The sequence below is a fragment of the Nocardia xishanensis NBRC 101358 genome, from assembly GCF_001613365.1.
Classification (GTDB): domain Bacteria; phylum Actinomycetota; class Actinomycetes; order Mycobacteriales; family Mycobacteriaceae; genus Nocardia; species Nocardia xishanensis.
In genome coordinates, this window is sequence record NZ_BDCF01000013.1 from 83,560 (window position 1) to 100,080 (window position 16,521).

The 16,521-nt window shown below is 66.6% G+C and carries 17 protein-coding genes and 1 pseudogene; 3 read left to right on the forward strand and 15 right to left on the reverse strand.

Annotated elements, in window-relative coordinates; translation table 11 throughout:
• Positions 1-18: 18 nt before the first annotated feature.
• The gene (locus NX1_RS12755) at positions 19-828 is read right to left on the reverse strand and encodes a thioesterase family protein (RefSeq protein ID WP_068057986.1); all 810 of its coding nucleotides are present in this window, start codon (positions 826-828) and stop codon (positions 19-21) included.
• A gap of 372 nt (positions 829-1,200) precedes the next feature.
• Here NX1_RS12755 and NX1_RS12760 point away from each other — a divergent pair, with 372 nt between their 5' ends.
• Complete coding sequence (locus NX1_RS12760) at positions 1,201-2,538, forward strand: DUF1254 domain-containing protein (RefSeq protein WP_084501388.1); 1,338 nt, start codon at positions 1,201-1,203, stop codon at positions 2,536-2,538.
• A gap of 7 nt (positions 2,539-2,545) precedes the next feature.
• Here the strand turns inward: NX1_RS12760 and NX1_RS12765 are convergent, their stop codons facing one another.
• The 8 genes from NX1_RS12765 to NX1_RS12800 all read right to left on the reverse strand — a co-directional run bounded on the left by NX1_RS12765 (position 2,546) and on the right by NX1_RS12800 (position 13,031).
• On the reverse strand, positions 2,546-5,356 hold the full coding sequence (locus NX1_RS12765; protein ID WP_084501373.1) for a cation-translocating P-type ATPase: 2,811 nt from the start codon (positions 5,354-5,356) through the stop codon (positions 2,546-2,548).
• Positions 5,357-5,384: 28 nt separating this feature from the next.
• Positions 5,385-6,296, reverse strand: coding sequence for a polyphosphate kinase 2 (ppk2, locus tag NX1_RS12770; RefSeq protein ID WP_068057992.1), 912 nt, complete (start codon positions 6,294-6,296; stop codon positions 5,385-5,387).
• A 16-nt stretch (positions 6,297-6,312) separates the two neighbouring features.
• Positions 6,313-6,717: a DUF7144 family membrane protein gene (locus NX1_RS12775; protein WP_068057994.1), complete on the reverse strand. Its 405-nt coding sequence runs from the start codon at positions 6,715-6,717 to the stop codon at positions 6,313-6,315.
• 404 nt (positions 6,718-7,121) lie between these two features.
• Positions 7,122-7,940 carry a class II glutamine amidotransferase gene (locus NX1_RS12780; RefSeq protein WP_068057996.1) on the reverse strand — a complete coding sequence of 273 codons (819 nt, stop codon included), beginning with the start codon at positions 7,938-7,940 and terminating at the stop codon, positions 7,122-7,124.
• Between the two features lie 83 nt (positions 7,941-8,023).
• On the reverse strand, positions 8,024-8,560 hold the full coding sequence (locus tag NX1_RS12785; protein WP_068057998.1) for a hypothetical protein: 537 nt from the start codon (positions 8,558-8,560) through the stop codon (positions 8,024-8,026).
• A gap of 4 nt (positions 8,561-8,564) precedes the next feature.
• Positions 8,565-9,947, reverse strand: coding sequence for an MFS transporter (locus tag NX1_RS12790; protein ID WP_068058000.1), 1,383 nt, complete (start codon positions 9,945-9,947; stop codon positions 8,565-8,567).
• Positions 9,948-9,959: 12 nt separating this feature from the next.
• Positions 9,960-11,801, reverse strand: a complete 1,842-nt coding sequence (locus NX1_RS12795) for a glycoside hydrolase family 15 protein (protein ID WP_068058002.1) — start codon at positions 11,799-11,801, stop codon at positions 9,960-9,962.
• Positions 11,802-12,638: 837 nt separating this feature from the next.
• Positions 12,639-13,031 carry an SHOCT domain-containing protein gene (locus tag NX1_RS12800; RefSeq protein ID WP_084501389.1) on the reverse strand — a complete coding sequence of 131 codons (393 nt, stop codon included), beginning with the start codon at positions 13,029-13,031 and terminating at the stop codon, positions 12,639-12,641.
• A 560-nt stretch (positions 13,032-13,591) separates the two neighbouring features.
• Between NX1_RS12800 and NX1_RS12805 the strand changes: the two genes are divergently transcribed.
• Positions 13,592-13,918 (forward strand): GYD domain-containing protein, encoded by a 327-nt coding sequence (locus NX1_RS12805; protein ID WP_068058006.1) that lies wholly within the window; start codon positions 13,592-13,594, stop codon positions 13,916-13,918.
• A gap of 56 nt (positions 13,919-13,974) precedes the next feature.
• Here the strand turns inward: NX1_RS12805 and NX1_RS38370 are convergent.
• The 3 genes and pseudogenes from NX1_RS38370 to NX1_RS12810 all read right to left on the reverse strand — a co-directional run.
• Positions 13,975-14,163: pseudogene (locus tag NX1_RS38370) on the reverse strand (DUF5995 family protein); the annotation flags it as partial.
• Positions 14,164-14,179: 16 nt separating this feature from the next.
• Positions 14,180-14,317, reverse strand: coding sequence for a hypothetical protein (locus NX1_RS38375; protein WP_281216378.1), 138 nt, complete (start codon positions 14,315-14,317; stop codon positions 14,180-14,182).
• Between the two features lie 194 nt (positions 14,318-14,511).
• Positions 14,512-14,880: a SpoIIAA family protein gene (locus NX1_RS12810; RefSeq protein WP_068058220.1), complete on the reverse strand. Its 369-nt coding sequence runs from the start codon at positions 14,878-14,880 to the stop codon at positions 14,512-14,514.
• 213 nt (positions 14,881-15,093) lie between these two features.
• Between NX1_RS12810 and NX1_RS12815 the strand changes: the two genes are divergently transcribed.
• Positions 15,094-15,471: a DoxX family protein gene (locus NX1_RS12815; protein ID WP_068058008.1), complete on the forward strand. Its 378-nt coding sequence runs from the start codon at positions 15,094-15,096 to the stop codon at positions 15,469-15,471.
• Here NX1_RS12815 and NX1_RS12820 read toward each other — a convergent pair.
• The 3 genes from NX1_RS12820 to NX1_RS12830 are packed head-to-tail and all read right to left on the reverse strand — an operon-like array spanning position 15,468 to position 16,447.
• Entirely contained in the window at positions 15,468-15,893 is a 426-nt protein-coding gene (locus NX1_RS12820) for a GNAT family N-acetyltransferase (RefSeq protein ID WP_068058010.1), read from the reverse strand. The two genes, NX1_RS12815 and NX1_RS12820, sit on opposite strands and share 4 nt — an antisense overlap.
• Before the next feature lie 5 nt (positions 15,894-15,898).
• Positions 15,899-16,141 (reverse strand): YgaP family membrane protein, encoded by a 243-nt coding sequence (locus NX1_RS12825; RefSeq protein WP_068058012.1) that lies wholly within the window; start codon positions 16,139-16,141, stop codon positions 15,899-15,901.
• A 36-nt stretch (positions 16,142-16,177) separates the two neighbouring features.
• Positions 16,178-16,447: a metal-sensitive transcriptional regulator gene (locus tag NX1_RS12830; protein ID WP_068058015.1), complete on the reverse strand. Its 270-nt coding sequence runs from the start codon at positions 16,445-16,447 to the stop codon at positions 16,178-16,180.
• Positions 16,448-16,521: the final 74 nt, after the last annotated feature.

Consider the following 16,521-nt stretch of genomic DNA (forward strand, 5'->3'; position numbering starts at 1 on the left):
CAAGGGAAATCAGTGAGCTCAGCGGGAAACGCGCTCGGCGAGTCCCGCCGCCGCGAAGTCGATCTGTCGCCGCGCATTGGACAGTGCGGTCACCACACAGGTGCCGACCGGGCCGGTGCGGTCGTAGAGCGTGGCGGAGCCGATAGAGATGCCCTCCGCGGCGATGGTGTTGTCGGCGCGCAGTCCGAGTTCGTGGCCGACGGGAAGTCTCGACAGCGTCGAGGTCACATCGACGTTGATATAGCCCGCACCTTCTGAGCCCCAGTGGCACACATGGTTGGTGGCGTCGCCGAGCACTGCGGCGCGTTGGAACGGCGAGATCGGTTCGCCTTCGACGAGCGGGGGAAGGCTGTGCCAAGAGATCTTGCGGTCGGCGTTCTGGTTCGCCGCGAAATCGGAGGTCCAGTCGCGATCGCCGCTTTTGAACAGCGGTGGCGCCCCGTCTGATGAGACACACCCTTCCGGCGGCATCGGCAGGTCCGACGCCGAGTGCCACACCCGGCCCGGCGGTTCGGATCCGGTGGTCAGGAACACCGCCGAAGCCCGAGCGCGGACCTGTTCCTCCTGCACGAGGAAGGCGTCGGCGACCGTGATGCGTGTGCCATGACGAACTACCTCGCCGCGCAATCGGAACGGGGCGTTGACCACCGGCCGAAACAAGTCCACGGTCAGCCGGGCCGGGACGAACCCCGCCGGGCAGTGCGTCTCGAGTTCACGAGCCAACAGGCCGCAGACGCCGGTGCCGCTCAGCTGGGTCGGGGACCACGGGCTGACTGCGAGCTCGCGCGCCACCAACTGACCCGCCTGCATGCCGAAGAAACTGACCATCGCTGCCGTTCCCTTCCGACGATTGCTCCAAACTCACCAAAGTGCAACACGTTACAGTATCGGCCGGGGTGCGGCCGGGCCGTGGTGGCGGCGGGGCTGAACCCACCCGGTCGTGTTGCTAACGATTTGCTCGCAACTTCCGTCGATGCCAGTTCGTTGCACGGAATGCAGCCGCGCAGAGGTATTTTCCCGATAGTCTCTCCTCGAATCTCGAGAACGGCCAGGCAGTCGGCGTCGCCTTCGGGCGTCGCTTACATCGAAGAAGGGGCGTTTTCCATGAAGTTCGGGAAGAGTCGCGAACATCGCGAGTTTGCCGCAATATCGCGTAGGTCCGCCCTCGGCCTGAGGCTGGCCGCCGTCCCCATCCTCGGAATGGCCGTGGGCGGTGACCCGAACGCCGGCTGCGCGACGGCGACCTCCGCTAGCGCGGCTCCCGAGGACGCGCAGGCCATCGCCACCGATGCCTACGTCTTCGGCTATCCCCTGGTCCTCATGGACGTCACCCGCGAGAACGGCGCTCCGCCCAACCGCTTCCAGCACGGCGACCCACCGACCCCGGAGGACAAACAGGTGGTGCGCCTCAATCTCGACACGCTCTACTCGCAGGCGTGGCTCGACGTGCGCGCCGAACCGATGATCCTTCGGGTGCCCGAGATGGAGCCGAGCCGGTACTGGCTCATGCAGATCATGGACGCGTGGACCAACACCGTGCACGACCCGAGCAGTGTCGATCCGCAGGTGAAGCCGGGCACGGCCCCGTTCACCTACGCGGTCACCGGACCCGGCTGGTCGGGGGACCTGCCGGAGGGCGTGACCCGGCTCGCCGTGCCCACCGGCACCGCCTGGCTGATCGGCCGTCTCCAGTTCGACGGCGCCGCCGACGTCGACCGGGTCCGCGAGCTGCAACGGCGGCTGGAGCTGGTGCCGCTGAGCAAATGGGTGGAGAACCCGAACGCGGCCCACGGCGACCCCGGCGCGCACCCCGCACGCACGGCCGACCCCGCCGCGATCGTCGCCGAAATGGACGGGCCCACCTTCTTCGCCCGGATGGGTCGAGTCATGGCGGTCAACCCCCCCGCCCCCGCGGATGCCGATGCCATGCGGCGATTCGCCACCATCGGCATCACACCCAGCGGCAGGCCGGAAGGAGTTCCGTCCGACGTGCTGAACGCGGCGGTCGACGACGCGAAGAAGCGGATCCCGACCTACCGCAACCCTTATGCCGAGGACGTCAATGGCTGGACCTTCGATCCGAGCCTCGGCGCCTACGGCACCCACTACGACGTCCGCGCGATCGTGGCCATGAAAGGGCTCGGGGCCAACCTCGCCAAAGACGCCATCTACCCGACCGTCGATGCCGTCGCCGACGACGACGGAGTGCCGCGTCGCTTCCGAATCCGTTTCGCCCCGGGCCAATTACCGCCGGTCGACGCGTTCTGGTCCCTGACGGCCTATGACGCGGAAAGCCACTTCGTCGACAACCCCGCCGGCATCTACTCCATCGGCCATCACCCCACGGTCGTTCCGGGCGCGGACGGCTCTGTCGAGCTGGTCGTGCAACACGCCGATCCCGGCGCGGGCGTACCGCGGGGCAACTGGCTGCCCATCCCCGCCACCGGAGCGTTCTCCCTCACCTTGCGCCTGTACGCCCCGAAACACGAAGCGGTCGACGGCGCCTGGCAGATGCCGAAGCTCGAACAGGTCGGCTGACCGCGGATCAGCGCCCGCTGCCGACCATCGAGGTCCGGGCCCGCTCCGGGCCGACCGCGGCACCGACCGGGATGCGCGCGGCGGGCGTCGCGCCGCGCAGCCGCGCACGGCGGATCGCGCTCTCCGCCTCGATGACGATCGGGATGATCAACGACCAGCCGATGCAGGCGAGCCACTGGCCGCCCGTCAGCGATGTGGTCATGAGCAGGTCTTGCAGGAACCCGATCTCCACGGCGAACACCGTGACGACCACCGGGATCGACAGAATCTTGAGCGCGCCGAGAACAGGCGCCGTCAGGCCGGATTCGGGGTCACGGCGCATCACCAGCCCGCTCAGGATGGAACCGAACGACAGCACGACGAACGCCGTGGTCATCGGGACGTTCGCCTCGGTGGTGCTCATCTCACCGGGTGCGAGGAGCATCGCGGCGAGGGTGACAGCGAACTGCAAGACACCGTAGGCGAGCCACTGCACGAACGCATTCCGGTTGGCGATCGGCTTGGCGGGGTCGCGGGGCGGCTTGTTCATCAGGTTCGGCGGCGGTGGATCGAGCATGATCACCGCGACCGGGAACAGCGTGATGAAGAAGTGCTGGAAGAGCACCATCAGCGGAGTCAGCGCGACGCCGTCGTTGATGTCGAAGATGCTCGCGACCAGGAAGAGCAGCACTAGCGAGAACAGCTTGGACATCTGATAGCGGATGTAGGAGACGATTTTGTCGTAGATGCTGCGGCCCAGGCGGATCGCGGTGATCAGGGTGCCGAAGTTGTCGTCGGTGAGCACCATCTTGCCCGCCTGTTTGGTGACCTCGCTGCCCGACCCCATCGCCACGCCGATATCGGCCTTCTTCAGCGCGGCCGCGTCGTTGACGGCGTCGCCGGTCATCGCCACCACCGCGCCGCCGCGCTGCATGATGTCGGCGAGGCGCAGCTTGTCCTGCGGTGTGACGCGCCCGAACACGTGCAGATTCGGCAGGGCGGCCGCCAGCTCGTCGTCGGTCATCGCCTGGAGTTCGGCGCCGCCGATCGCGCCGGGTCCGAGCCCGAGTTCGGCGCCGATAGCGGAGGCGGTGATCGCGTGGTCGCCGGTGATCATCCGGACGTCGATGCCCGCGTCGTGAGCCGTGCGCACCGCGTCGATCGCCTCGGGGCGCAGCGGGTCGATGATGCCGACCATTCCGACGAAGGTGAGGTCATCGACGAACGCCATCGGATCGTCCGCGACGGCCTCCTCGTGCCCGTCGAGCACGCGCGCCGCGAATGCCAGCACACGCAAACCCTTTTCGGACATCGCGCGATTCGCGGCCACGATCTCGTCGCGCATGTCGTCGATCGGCACCGCCCGGCGTCCCGGCCGGTACGCGGTCGCGCATCGGTCGAGAACGACGTCGGGGCCGCCCTTGACCAACTCGACGAACCGGGTGAGCTCGTCGACTTCGAGGTGGTGGAAGGTGGCCATGAACTTGTACGCCGAATCGAACGGCACTTCGGCGACACGGGGATACGTCCGGCGCGTGAGCGGGGCGTCGACGCCGATCTTGGCGGCCAGTACCACTAGCGCGGCCTCGGTCGGATCGCCGACGACCTCGCCGGTGTCGGAGACGGTGGCGTCGCTGTCGAGGCACAGCCCGTAGGCCAGCAGCGTGAAGTCGGGGACGGCCTCGCCCGCGATCTGAGTGATCTTGCCCGACTTGTCGTAGCCCTGGCCCTCGACGAGGTACTGCCTGCCGTGGAAGTACAACGACCGCACCGTCATCTGGTTCATGGTCAATGTGCCGGTCTTGTCCGAGTTGATGGCGCTGGTCGCGCCGAGCGTCTCGACATCGGTGAGGTTCTTGACGACGGCCTTGGCGTCGGCCAGCTGGCGCGCGCCGTAGGCCAGCATCGCCTGGACGAAGGTGGGCAGGCCGGTCGGAATCGCGGACACACCCATCGAGATGCCCAGCAGCAGCACGGTCGTGACGCTCTGCCCGCGGATCGCGCCGATGATCACGATGATCGCCACCGCGGTCCAGGCGATCACGCCGAGCACTTTGGTCAGCGCGTTCAGTTCCCGTTGCAGCGGCGACTTGCTCGGCGCGACGGCCGAGAGCATCGAGGCGATCCGGCCCATCTCGGTGTTCTGTCCCGTCTCGGTGACCACCATGCTCGCGGTCCCGCGGGTGACCGAGGTGTTCTGGAAGACCATGTTGCTGCGATCGCCGAGGGAGACATCGGTGGTCGCGAGCGTCTGCGCATCCTTGGCGACGGGTGCGCTTTCTCCCGTCAGCGCCGCTTCCTGGGTTTCGAGAGTCGCGGATTTCAGCAGCCGTCCGTCCGCGGGGACGATGTCGCCCGCCTCGAGTTCGACGATGTCGCCCGGCACGAGTTCGGTGGCGTCGAGCTGGGACAGCGCCCCGTCGCGAACCACGCGCGCCTGCGGCGTCTGCATCTTGGCCAGCGCGTCGACGCTGGCGCGCGCCTTGACCTCCTGCTGAGTGCCGAGCACGATATTGAGCCCGACCAGCACGCCGACGACGATCGCCGTCGGTATTTCGCCGATGATCACGCTGACCACGGCCACCGCGACCAGCATGAGGTTCATCGGATCCTTCAGCTGCGACAGCGCGATCGCCCAGACCGACGGCGCGGGCTCGGAGGCGATCTCGTTGCGCCCGTACCGTTCGCGACGCCGCGCGATCTCCCTCGCCGTGAGACCGAACCGCTCATCCGAACCGAAGGCGGACAGCGCGACGGACGCGTCGAGCGCGTACCACACCGGAGGGTCCCCGCCGCCGGCCGGATGCGCCGGGCTCGGCGCCGATTCCATCGTTGCCATGGCGCTCGTCCTTTCCTGGCCGGGACTCTCAGAAGGGGGTCGGAATCCAGTGCAGGGGCTGCGTCGTTGGCTGGTAGCCCGCCGGGCTCTGTCGTTCCGGCAACGTGATCTTCGGATGGTCCGGGTGCTCGTAGGGAATCCGGCTCAGCATGTGACTGATGATGTTGAGCCGCCCGCGCCGCTTGTCGTCGTTGTACGCGACATACCATGGCGCCCAGCCGGTGTCGGTGTGGCGGAACATCTCGTCGCGCGCTCGCGAGTAGTCGTACCAGCGGCTGTAGGACTTCAGGTCGAGGTCGGACAGCTTCCAGAATTTGCGCGGGTCGTCGATCCTGCTCTGCAGCCGCGAAGTCTGTTCTTCCTCGCTCACCTCCAGCCAGTACTTCAGCAGGATGACGCCGGATTCGACGATCGACTTCTCGACCGTCGGGATGGTTTCGAGGAAGCGCTGGGCCTCCTCCTCGGTGCAGAATCCCATCACGCGTTCGACACCGGCGCGGTTGTACCAGCTGCGGTCGAAGATGACGACTTCACCGCCCGCGGGAAGATGGGGCAGGTAGCGCTGCACGTACATCTGAGACTTCTCGCGTTCCGTCGGCGCGGGCAGTGCGACCACCCGGAACACCCGCGGGCTGACCCGCTCGGTGATCGCCTTGATGACACCGCCTTTCCCCGCGGTGTCGCGACCCTCGAACAGGACACAGATCTTCGCCCCCGACGACCTCACCCACGACTGCAACGCGACGAGTTCGGCGTGCAGCGGCGCGAGATGCCGGTAGTACTCCTTCTTCGTCATCGGTGGCTGCCGTGCCGGAGCGGAGGGCTCGATCAACTCACCCGAGGCAACCTCGGCCGAGACGGCGAGCCGATCTCTCGGCGCGCGCTTACCGGCGCCACCTTTCTTGCCTTTGGTTTTGCCGTGTCCGGCTTTCTTTCCCATGATGCGCGGGCCCGGATCAGATGCGATCGGGCTGCCACGTCGTCACAGCCCAGATCACGACGACATTCAAGCTGATGATCACGATCGACCACCACGGGTAGTAGGGCAGCCACAGGAAGTTCGCCAGGATGGACAGCGCCGCGAGGAACACCGCGACCACGCGCGCCCACAAGGCTCCGGCCATCAGCGCGGCCGCCGCGATCACCAGCAGAATCCCGATGATCAGATGGATCCAGCCCCAGCTGGTCGCGCTGAGCTCATAGGCGTAGTTGGGCCCGGTCACCAGAATGTCGTCCTTGGCGATGGCCGAGATTCCCTCGAAGATCGAGAGAATGCCGACGGCCATCAACAGGATCGCGGCGCCGATCGACGTCCCCGCCGCCACCGCCTGCTTGACGGAGTGCTCATTGGTTGCTGACATCGCGAGTCACCTCTAATCATTCGTGACGGTTTCGATCGACCGATCGCCTCGACACTGGAACAGGACGAGGCGGGACGAGAACGGCTGGACGGCGTTGTCTGCCGGGAAAGGCGGTGGATCGGCGCAGGAAAACAGAGATTGACGCCAAGGGTGGGTGGGCTGCGTCGCCCGGCCCGAACTCGGCTTCGACGCCGGATGTTCAGCGAGGCGTGACGCCCGCACCGCGGCCGCTGGCACCGATGACGGCACTCGCCTCACTTCGCCAGCATATCTCCAGCGACACTGTCGCCGTAGTCGAATCGCGACCGCACAAGCCCGTCGCAACCTCCCGGTGACCTGCCCGGTCAGGGGGAAGTGCCGACCGGTGGTCCCACCGCGCGGTGCGTCACCGACGAACTTCCGTGTTACGGCGAGATCGGTTGGAAGGGCCGAATTTCGTCGTGGCCGGGCTGGACGACGCCCGCCGAGGATTCCGGGACTTCGTTCCACGCCCCCGAGAGATCGCGCAGCGGCTCGGAGACCACGAACCGCGCCTCTTCGCTGAGCAGACCGAGCGACTCGACCTCCGGGTGCAGCGCGCGCAGCTGTGCGATCTCGGTCGAGTAGAACAATGTGCGCGTGTGCTGTTCGCTGGAGTACCGGAAGCACCACACCGACTCGCCGTCGGTGGTGGCGACGGTCATCTGCACCGGGTGGGTCACGTCGTGCGCGCGGCCGACGTCTTCGACGAGACCGACGGCACGGGCGACCGCGCCGAACGGATCGTCGGTGAGGCCGAAGGTGAGCGCGAGGAAGAACAGAAGTTCGGAGTCGGTCGACCCTTCGATCTCGGTGAACAGAGCCGGATCCACGGCGGTGAGCAGATCCCGTTTCATCGCGCGGAAACCGTTGAGCGCTCCGTTGTGCATCCATAGCCACCCGTCGTGCCGGAAGGGGTGACAGTTGCTGCGCTGGACGGCCGTTCCGGTCGACGAGCGCACGTGCGCGAAGAACAGCGGCGTCCGCACGGCGCCCGCGATCTCGCGCAGGTTCTGGTCGTTCCACGCGGGTTCGATGTCCTTGAACAACGCCGGTCGCGGACCCTCTCCGTACCAGCCGATCCCGAAGCCGTCACCGTTCGTGGTGGTCGCGCCGAGCCGCGAGTGCATGCTCTGGTCGATCAGCGAATGCACCGGCCGGAAGAGCAGTTCTTCGGCCAGGATCGGGCTCCCCGAGTAAGCCATCCACCTGCACATATATCGATTGAAGCAGACCGGTGGAAGACTCGGAAGGAAACTCGCATACCCGCGGCCGCCTGCCACTCGCCTCAGTGGGTGAGCACTACCTTGACGATCACCACGGTCGCCGCGACCGCGGTCAGCAGGACCGCGCCGTACATGGAGTCGCGCGTCGGGCGCTCGCCTTTCAGCCGCGCGATGACGAACACGATGCCGCCGATGCGGACCAGCACGGCGAGTTCGGCGAGTATCTGCGCGGTCCTCGGCTCCAGCCAGCCCAGCCACCCGGTGGCGAGAATCGCGCACGGCAGCACCGCGGAGGTGAGAATGGGGATCGAATTGCGCAATTCGCGTACCTGTTCCGCCCACGTCAGCGGACTTCGTTCCCGCACAGTGTGTCCGACGGCTTCGGCGAAGGCGTGGGCGACGAACGTCGACAGAGCCGTCCCGAGGACGACCAGAACGCCGAGGTGCTTCTCCGCCGCGACGAACGGCACGAGCGCGGCCAGCACCAGCACATTGCCGTAGATGTAGGCGCTGATGCGGCTCGCCGCATTGTCGCGGTCCAACGGTCTGCTGCGGGAGAACAGCGGACCGTGCAACAGCGCGTGTGTGTCGACGCCCATCGGATCAGGTGACCTGGATGCGGCCGGATTGCCTGGGCAGGAACGTCGCGGCGATCAGCCCAACGACACCGAGGGCCGCCAGCGCGATCATCGCGGCGGCGTAGGCGTGACCGGTCAGTCCGGCGGCCAGGATGGTGCCCGCGATAGCGGTGCCAAGCGAGGAGCCGAGGTTCGACACGCTGCGCGACAAGCCGGAGATCTCGCCCTGCTGCTCCTCGCCGAAGGCGGACTGAACGATATTCACCGCCGGCGTGAGCATCACGCCGAGGCCGATGCCGATCAGCAGCAATCCCGGAACGAAAGCCCACAGGTTCTCCGAACTTCCGGTCATGGCGATCAGCACGACGATGCCGACGACGGTGATGAGGAAACCGGTCATGATCAGCGTGCGCTGGGCGCGCCTGCGAGCCAGCCGCGCGGCGGCCAGCGACGACACCAACAATCCCAAGGTGGCCGCGGTGAAGATCACGCCGGTCTCGATCGCGTTGTAGCCCCGCACGACCTGGAGATACGCCGCGACCACGAACGACGTTCCCATCAGCAGCAGCCACTGGAGGTTCTGGGTGACCAGGCCGAGGTTCGAGGTGCGGTTGCGGAACAGGCTGGTCGAGATCAGCGGCTCCTCGCCGGCCCGCTCTCGCGCGCGAATCCACAGGAAGAACCACACCAGCACCGCCGCGCCCGCCGCGAGCAGAACGAGCATGAGCCGAACATCGTCGTCGGCGGCCAGGATTCCCATCACGAGCAGAACCAGCCCGATCGCCGAGAGGACCGAGCCCGGAATGTCGAACGACTTCGTCGGATCGGCGGGAAGCGGGTCGACGACACGCAGGCTGAGCAGCACGATCACCGCGACCACCAGCGCCTGGAACCCGAAGGCCGCGCGCCAGCCGAGGCCCGAGGTGATGAGTCCGCCGAGCAAGGGTCCGGCGGCGGCGCCGATCCCGCCGAGGGCCATGATCACGCCGAATGCCCTTGCGCGGGAAGTCGTTTCGGTGAAGAACAGGGTGGTCAGGATGTAGACCGGCGGGATAAGCATCGCCGTGCCGACGCCCTCCAGAATCGAGTTGCCCAGGATCAGCACACCGAGTCCGGGCGCGAGCGCGCTCAGCACGGCGCCGATGCCGTACACGACCAGGCCGACGATGAAACAGCGTTTGCGCCCGTATCGGTCGGTCAGCTTCCCGCCGGGAATCATCAGCGCCGCCATGACCAACAGGAATGTCGTGATGACTATCTGCACCCCCTGCACAGTGGTGTCCAGGTCGCGGCTGATGTCGTTGATCATCACGTTCATGTTCGAACCGGCGAAGCTACAGATGAACTGCGCCAGCGCCAGCGGAACGAGCACCGCGCGCGGTGGGCTGGAGACGCCTGTGCCGGTCATCCGTTCGTCGATCTATCCGGAGGATTCCGGCCGCGCCTCGGCGCGGTCGAGTTGCTCGTCGAGGGCCATGGCGGCCGCGACGAGGGCCAGGTGGGTGAACGCCTGCGGGAAGTTGCCCAACTGCTCACCGGAGGGGCCGATCTCCTCGGCGAACAGTCCCACGTGATTGGCGTAGGTGAGCATCTTGTCGAAGGCGTAGCGGGCCTGCGTGAGACGTCCCGCGCGGGCCAGCGCTTCCACGTACAAGAAGCTGCACAGGTTGAAGGTGCCCTCGACTCCGCGCAGTCCGTCCGGCGATGCCTCGGGGTCGTACCGGTAGACCAGGCTGTCGCTGACCAGCTCCTGATCCATGGCGTCCAGCGTGCTCAGCCACGCCGGGTCCAGTGGCGACAGAAAGCCCATCCGCGGCATCAGCAGCAGCGACGCGTCCAGCACGTCGGTGGCGTAATGCTGCACGAACGCCTGCCGCTTCGCGCTCCAGCCGCGCTCGACGATCTGGCTGAACACCTCGTCCCGCGCGCGCGTCCACCGCGCGACGTCCGCGGGCCGCGAGTACTTGGTGGCCAAGCGAATACCACGGTCGAACGCCACCCAGGTCATGAGCCTGCTGTAGGTGAACTCCTGCCTGCCGCCGCGAGTTTCCCAGATGCCCTCGTCGGGCCGGTTCCAATTGTCGGCCAGCCAGTCGGTCAGCTCGGCGAACGCGCGCCAGCCCTCGATGCCGCCGATATCGGGAGCTTGCGACAGCGCGTCGGCGGCCTCGCCGTAGATATCGAGCTGGATCTGGTCCGCCGCCCCGTTGCCGACTCGGACCGGCGCGGATCCGCGGTAGCCCTCCAGGTGGGTGAGCACCTCCTCCTCCAGCCGCGGGTCGCCGTCGATCCGGTACATGATCTGCAGTGGCTCACCCGAGGCGGTGCCGCCCGCGTCGAGACGGTCACGCAGCCAACGCCGGAACGCGTAGGCCTCCTCGGTGAAGCCGAGATCGATCAGCGCCCGCACCGACAGGGAGGCGTCGCGTATCCAGGTGTAGCGGTAGTCCCAGTTGCGCTCGCCGCCCACCTGCTCCGGCAGTCCCATGGTGGCCGCGGCGATCGGCGCTCCGGTCGGTGCGTACGTGAGCAGCTTCAACGTGATCGCGGAACGGTTGACCATGTCGCGCCAGCGGCCCTGGTAGGTGGACGAGCGCAGCCAGGACTGCCAGAAATTCCGGCACCGTTCGAAGTCGGCGAGGATGTCGTCGCGACTCGGATGCTCGGGCGCCGGGTCCTCGCTCGCCGCGCTGGTCAGCACGACGACGGCGGTCTCGCCTTCGGAGAGCGTGAAATGTGTCGTGACATCACCGTTTTCGGACCGCAGCGTCACCGGCTCGGTGGTCCGCAGGTGCAGGTTCGTGCCGGGGCCGTGGAAGACCACCGCGTGCTCGTCGATCTGCTCCAGGCGGTGCTCGGCGCGACCGTAGTCGAATCGCGGTTTGCAGGTGAGCGTGAAAGACAGACTCCCTCGGACCACCCGAGCCACCCGAACCAGCCGATGCCGGTCGGTGGGCGTGGTGCCCCGGATCGGATCCATGAAGTCCCCGACCTCGCCGACTCCGTCCGGTCCCAGGAATCGGGTGACGAGAATGGCCGTGTCCGGCATGTACAGCTGGCGGATCGACACTTCGTCGTCGCTGGAATCCACGGCCAGCCGGCAGAAGCCGCCGCGCTCGCTGTCCAACAGGGAAGCGAAGATGCTCGGCGAATCGAACCTCGGCGTGCACCACCAGTCGATCGTGCCCGCCGACGACACCAGGGCCGCGGTTTGCAGGTCGCCGACGATGCCGTGTTCGGCGATCGGTGGGTACTTGTTCACGAGCGCTCCTTCACTCCCATGCAATTGGCCATAGCAGAAACGAGATGCGTACCGCACGGACCCGAGGGTCACGCATCGACTCATCCGGAAGCACTTTCTTTCAGTGTGCCCTCCGGTGACGCGAAACGGGAGTGGACCGAGACGGTGGATCAGTCCCAAAGCGGTAACCCCGGTCCCGCGCCGGGGGTTTTCAGATATCGGCGGCCGATGAACTCGACGAGTGCACCGGAAAATCGCTCGCCGGGAATTCCTGCCCGGCCGCCGGGCTTCGGATGGCTGCCGCATCCCACGATGGTTGCTGGTAGTCGGGTTGCGCGAAGCCGGGGCGAGGCTCTGCGAGACGGCCGGACCGGACGTTTCCGGCCGCTCCGGAGCGGCCCGGTCGGTGCCGCCCTGCTCGGTGTTGCGCACAATTTCGTGGCGACGGCGAAGTGTCGATTACCTCACATCGGTCGCCGGTCAGGGTGAAATGCGTTGAACGACAGAGAGATAGTGACCGGCGAAACCGTGAGGCCCGAACTCATTGGTGAAATAGAATTTTCGCGCGCAAGTCCGGCGCATTGTGATTTGCTCGTGGCGAGAGTTCTCCCGGCGGTCGAGTCGGCCCCCGGGAGAGATTACGTCCTGCTCGTTCGAAATCCGCTGGCGTCCAGGGACGAATGGCGGATGCGCCATGCCAGGGCCGCCTGCGTCGTCCAGCCGGACGCGGCAGGTCCGGTCGGTAAGATGAGCGCACTCGACTCGGCGCTGATCCGGGCCGTGACCGCCCGGGAGCCGAATCGCACCGGATACGGCTCCCAGGGGCGGCGTCACGCGGAACGTCGAGCCGTCACCGCTTCACGCGGACGGTGTCTGTCCCAGTGCACGGCCCTTGAGCTGTTCGAATTCGGCCGCGGTGATCACACCCGCGTCCAGCAACGACTTCGCTTCGGTGATCTGCTCGGTGGGCGACTTGCCCGCCACCTGCCGTATGTATTCGTCGGTGCTCTGCTTGGCCTCGAGTTGCATCTGCCGCGCCCGCTCGGCCATGCCGCGCCCCCGGACGATCAGGTAGACGAACGCGCTCAGATAAGGCAGCAGTATCAGCACGATGACCCACAGGGTCTTGCCGAGACCCGAGACGGTGTGGTCGCGGAACAGATCGAGCAAGATCTGGAACAGGACGATCAAGTACGCCACGAAGGCGAACACGATGATCGTGTACCACAAGAGGTCCCAGAACGAATCCAACATGGTGAACCCTCCTCCGAGTGTGCTACCCCCGCTTCCTTGACCGGCCAGGCGGCGCCCGTCTGCGCCGAGGGCGGACGATCCACCGTTGGTATCGGCCCGCCTCGCATCGCCTACGCGCACATCCGTTCACCGATGATATCCGGCGGTCATCGCGGATGCGGCCACTCTCAGCAACCGCATCCGGCAGGGATCGTGGTAGAACGACGTCACCGCTTTCGCCGACCCGCTTCGATGCGTGTCGATGCCCGTCTGCCAGGGACGTCTGGTTGAGATCGAACAATCGTAGGATGCCGCGCCGCCCGGCGCCGGGCATCCCACCCGGCTTCGTGTCAGCACAGTAGCAAACACTCGGCCACAGCGAAACCCGCTTATTTCACTGCCGTGCGGACCGGTGGACTCGGCCGGGCCGCTCGCACCATCGATGACGTGGCGGTATCCCGGCTGATCACGGTGCCGCATCATTGCCGCGACGGCGCTTCGGCGGCGCCGCCCCCTGGTCGCCGAGACCGTAAGGTCGGTCCTGCCAAGAGTGTTCTGCGAGAAGGAGGAGTTAGGAAATGCCCAAGTATCTGTGGCGAGTCGGCTACTCCGAGGAGGGGGCTCGCGGTCTGCTGGCGCAGGGCGGCAGCGCCCGCCGGGCGGCTATCACGGAAATGGTCGAAAGCGTCGGCGGTCACGTCGACGTCTGCTACTTCGCTTTCGGTGACGACGATCTGTTCGTGATCGGCGATGTCCCGGACGAGGTTTCGGCCGCGGCGCTCGCCATCCGGACCGCGGCCTCCGGTGCGGCGATCTCACACACCGTGACGCTGCTGACCCCCGAGCAAATCGATGAAGCCGCCGCGCGGGAGGTCACCTACCGGCCTCCGGTGGAGGCGTCCTAGTCGTCGCACGACTCGGCCGAACCGCCGCGCGGCGGTTCGGCCGAGTCGGTCCATCGTCACTTCGGCGGCGGGACGACCGGCGTGACGAGCATCCGGCCGGTGGTGCCGACGGTTTCCTCGAGGGTTCGCTCGGTCATCCGGAGCGGCACCCGGTTGTTGCGCTGCTGCCACAGCATCTGCGTGGTGGCCCGCGCGGCGTCCCTGGCACGGGCGATGCTGAAGCTGGTCAGAGTGCGCTTCAGCGCCTCGGCGTCCTTGGGGTCAGCTTCGCGGCGCGGGCTCGTACTCCGCCCTGACCTCGGACTCGATCTTGGACAGCAACTCGTCGACCTCGAGGTAGTCGGCGTGCACCGGCGTGGTGCCGCGCTCCTTGCACGTCTCGACCACCGCGCTCGCCAGATCGTGGTTCGTCCGTCAGCGACATTGTGTGGATGCTGTTCGGAACGCATCTCGTAAATTACTGCTGCAGTGTCGATTTCGCTGCTTCTACTGGAAATCCACTTCGGTGGATCGGACAACGAAGAATTCTCCGGCGGCGCCGCTGATCTCGGCGGCCCGGTTGAACGCGAGTTCGCATATCCGGTGTCCGCGCCTCAATGGTCGGACGCTGCCGCCCACGCGATCGCTTCGTGTCGGTTCGCGACGGGGAAGCGCTTGAATTCGCCCGGTGTCATCCAGCCGAACAGTGAGGTGACGGTGATCATCCAGTCGAGGTCGGTGACCAGTGCGATCCGCTTCCAGCGCGTGAGGTGCTCGATTCCCAGCTTCAGGTCTTCCCATGCCGCTTCGGGCGACATGCCTTCGAATCGTTCGAACACCAAGACGATTCGGATCTCGTCACCGCGACCCCAGACTTCGCGGACGGCGGGCATCAATACTCGTTCGTAGTCGGATGCCTCGAGCCGTCCCGTTGCTTCGAACCCGATGACGCCGTCCGGCAATCCTCCGATCGGTTCCAGCATGATCACGACCGTAGCACTCGCGTCGAATCACTCGCAGGGACTTACTCGAAATGCAATTCCGCACATCGAGTACTCGCGAGTGGTATGTGGGCGGGCCGATCGAAACGCTGCGGGCCGCCGGTCGCCGCGTGTGGTGCGCGTCATAAGCCAGCGCTGTCACGCCGATCGCGGCGGCGGTGTCCTTTGGGCGAATCGCTGAAAAGGAGAAGTGTCATGAACCTCGCCCTGTGGATCTGCGCCGGATTGCTGGCCGCTGTCGCCCTGTTCGGCGGCATCGTCAAGACGTTCGTGCCGACCGCGAAACTGGCCGCGTCCCCCGGCGGGGCATGGGTCGGCGCCGCGGGCGCGGGCTTCGTCAAGACCCTCGGTGTGCTCGAGATCTTGGCCGCGGCCGGTCTGATCCTGCCCGCCGCGCTCGACATCGCACCGGTGATGGTGCCGGTGACCGCCGTCTGCTGGGTCGTGCTGATGATCGGCGCGATCGTCACCCACGTCCGTCAGGGCGAGCTCGTACCCGTCGCGGCCAATCTGTTCTATCTCGTCCTGGCGGTTTTCGTGGCGTGGGGGAGGTTTGGACCCGGGTCTTTCTAGTCACTCGCGGGCGCCCAGCGCACCTCGAATCGTTCGACGCCCGGGTACTTCTCGCCCAGCGAGACCGCCTCGAATCCGGTTCCGAGGTAGAAGGCCAGGGCGTCTCGGTCGGTTTCGGCTATCACGCTTCGCCCCGGTATCCGTGACCGAATCTCGGCGAGCAGGCTCCGTCCGATGCCGTCGCGGCGATGGGATTCTCGTGTAGCGATATGCAGCAGCACGGCATGGTCCTGGGACGCAACGTAGCCCGCTACACCGGCCAGTTCGTCGTCGACGATTGCGGCGACGAGGTGGGCGGCGCTGTCGTCGCGATAGCGGCGCACGGCGGCTGCCAGCCGGGAACGATCGCCGCCGATGGCGGTGAAGAGGAGATCGGTCACGCCGGAGTCGCTCGGATCCGCCGGAACAACCTGCAGAGCCATCGCTTTCAGGTTCGGGCTACGGTGCAACGTGCGGTGGCGGGGACGCCGAGGCGTCGCAGCAGCAGGGTGGCCGGGCACCAGCCGACGGCGCTGTAGAGCAGGAGGTTCGCGCCGACCAAGGCGGTCAGGACGAGCCATAAGGGCGAGACCGTCGCGGCGAGCAGGGCGCTGACGAGAACGAAGAGACCGGCGAGCAGTGGTACGACGCGCTCGATGTGCCAGCCGTCATGGCGGAGCGGATTTTTCATGGGGAGTCGGTCCGATCATGTTGTACGCCTTCGCGTTCAAGCGAGAGCGAGGAAGAGTTTCTCGAGTTCGGCTTCGGTCAGTGGCTCGGAGCCGTCGGCGGTGTCTCCGGTGAGGCATTCGCGCAGGCCGGTCGCGACGATCTTGAAACCCGCGCGATCGAGCGCCCGGGAGACGGCGGCGAGCTGGGTGACCACGTCCTTGCAGTCGCGGCCCTGTTCGATCATGGAGATGACGCCCGCGAGCTGGCCGTGCGCGCGGCGCAGCCGGTTGAGCACCTGGGCGATAGTCTCTTCGTTGCCGACCATGGTGTGTTCCTTTCTTCGACTCCTTCGATCAATGATACCCCCAGGGGTATCGCAGGGCCCGGTGCGAGCCGAGC

Coding starts and splice junctions, on each gene's coding strand:
- NX1_RS12755 (WP_068057986.1), bottom strand. CDS start 828: ATGGTCAGTTTCTTCGGCATGCAGGCGGGTCAGTTGGTGGCGCGCGAG.
- NX1_RS12760 (WP_084501388.1), top strand. CDS start 1,201: ATGGCCGTGGGCGGTGACCCGAACGCCGGCTGCGCGACGGCGACCTCC.
- NX1_RS12765 (WP_084501373.1), bottom strand. CDS start 5,356: ATGGCAACGATGGAATCGGCGCCGAGCCCGGCGCATCCGGCCGGCGGC.
- ppk2 (WP_068057992.1), bottom strand. CDS start 6,296: ATGGGAAAGAAAGCCGGACACGGCAAAACCAAAGGCAAGAAAGGTGGC.
- NX1_RS12775 (WP_068057994.1), bottom strand. CDS start 6,717: ATGTCAGCAACCAATGAGCACTCCGTCAAGCAGGCGGTGGCGGCGGGG.
- NX1_RS12780 (WP_068057996.1), bottom strand. CDS start 7,940: ATGGCTTACTCGGGGAGCCCGATCCTGGCCGAAGAACTGCTCTTCCGG.
- NX1_RS12785 (WP_068057998.1), bottom strand. CDS start 8,560: ATGGGCGTCGACACACACGCGCTGTTGCACGGTCCGCTGTTCTCCCGC.
- NX1_RS12790 (WP_068058000.1), bottom strand. CDS start 9,947: ATGACCGGCACAGGCGTCTCCAGCCCACCGCGCGCGGTGCTCGTTCCG.
- NX1_RS12805 (WP_068058006.1), top strand. CDS start 13,592: ATGCCCAAGTATCTGTGGCGAGTCGGCTACTCCGAGGAGGGGGCTCGC.
- NX1_RS12810 (WP_068058220.1), bottom strand. CDS start 14,880: ATGCTGGAACCGATCGGAGGATTGCCGGACGGCGTCATCGGGTTCGAA.
- NX1_RS12815 (WP_068058008.1), top strand. CDS start 15,094: ATGAACCTCGCCCTGTGGATCTGCGCCGGATTGCTGGCCGCTGTCGCC.
- NX1_RS12820 (WP_068058010.1), bottom strand. CDS start 15,893: ATGGCTCTGCAGGTTGTTCCGGCGGATCCGAGCGACTCCGGCGTGACC.
- NX1_RS12825 (WP_068058012.1), bottom strand. CDS start 16,141: ATGAAAAATCCGCTCCGCCATGACGGCTGGCACATCGAGCGCGTCGTA.
- NX1_RS12830 (WP_068058015.1), bottom strand. CDS start 16,447: ATGGTCGGCAACGAAGAGACTATCGCCCAGGTGCTCAACCGGCTGCGC.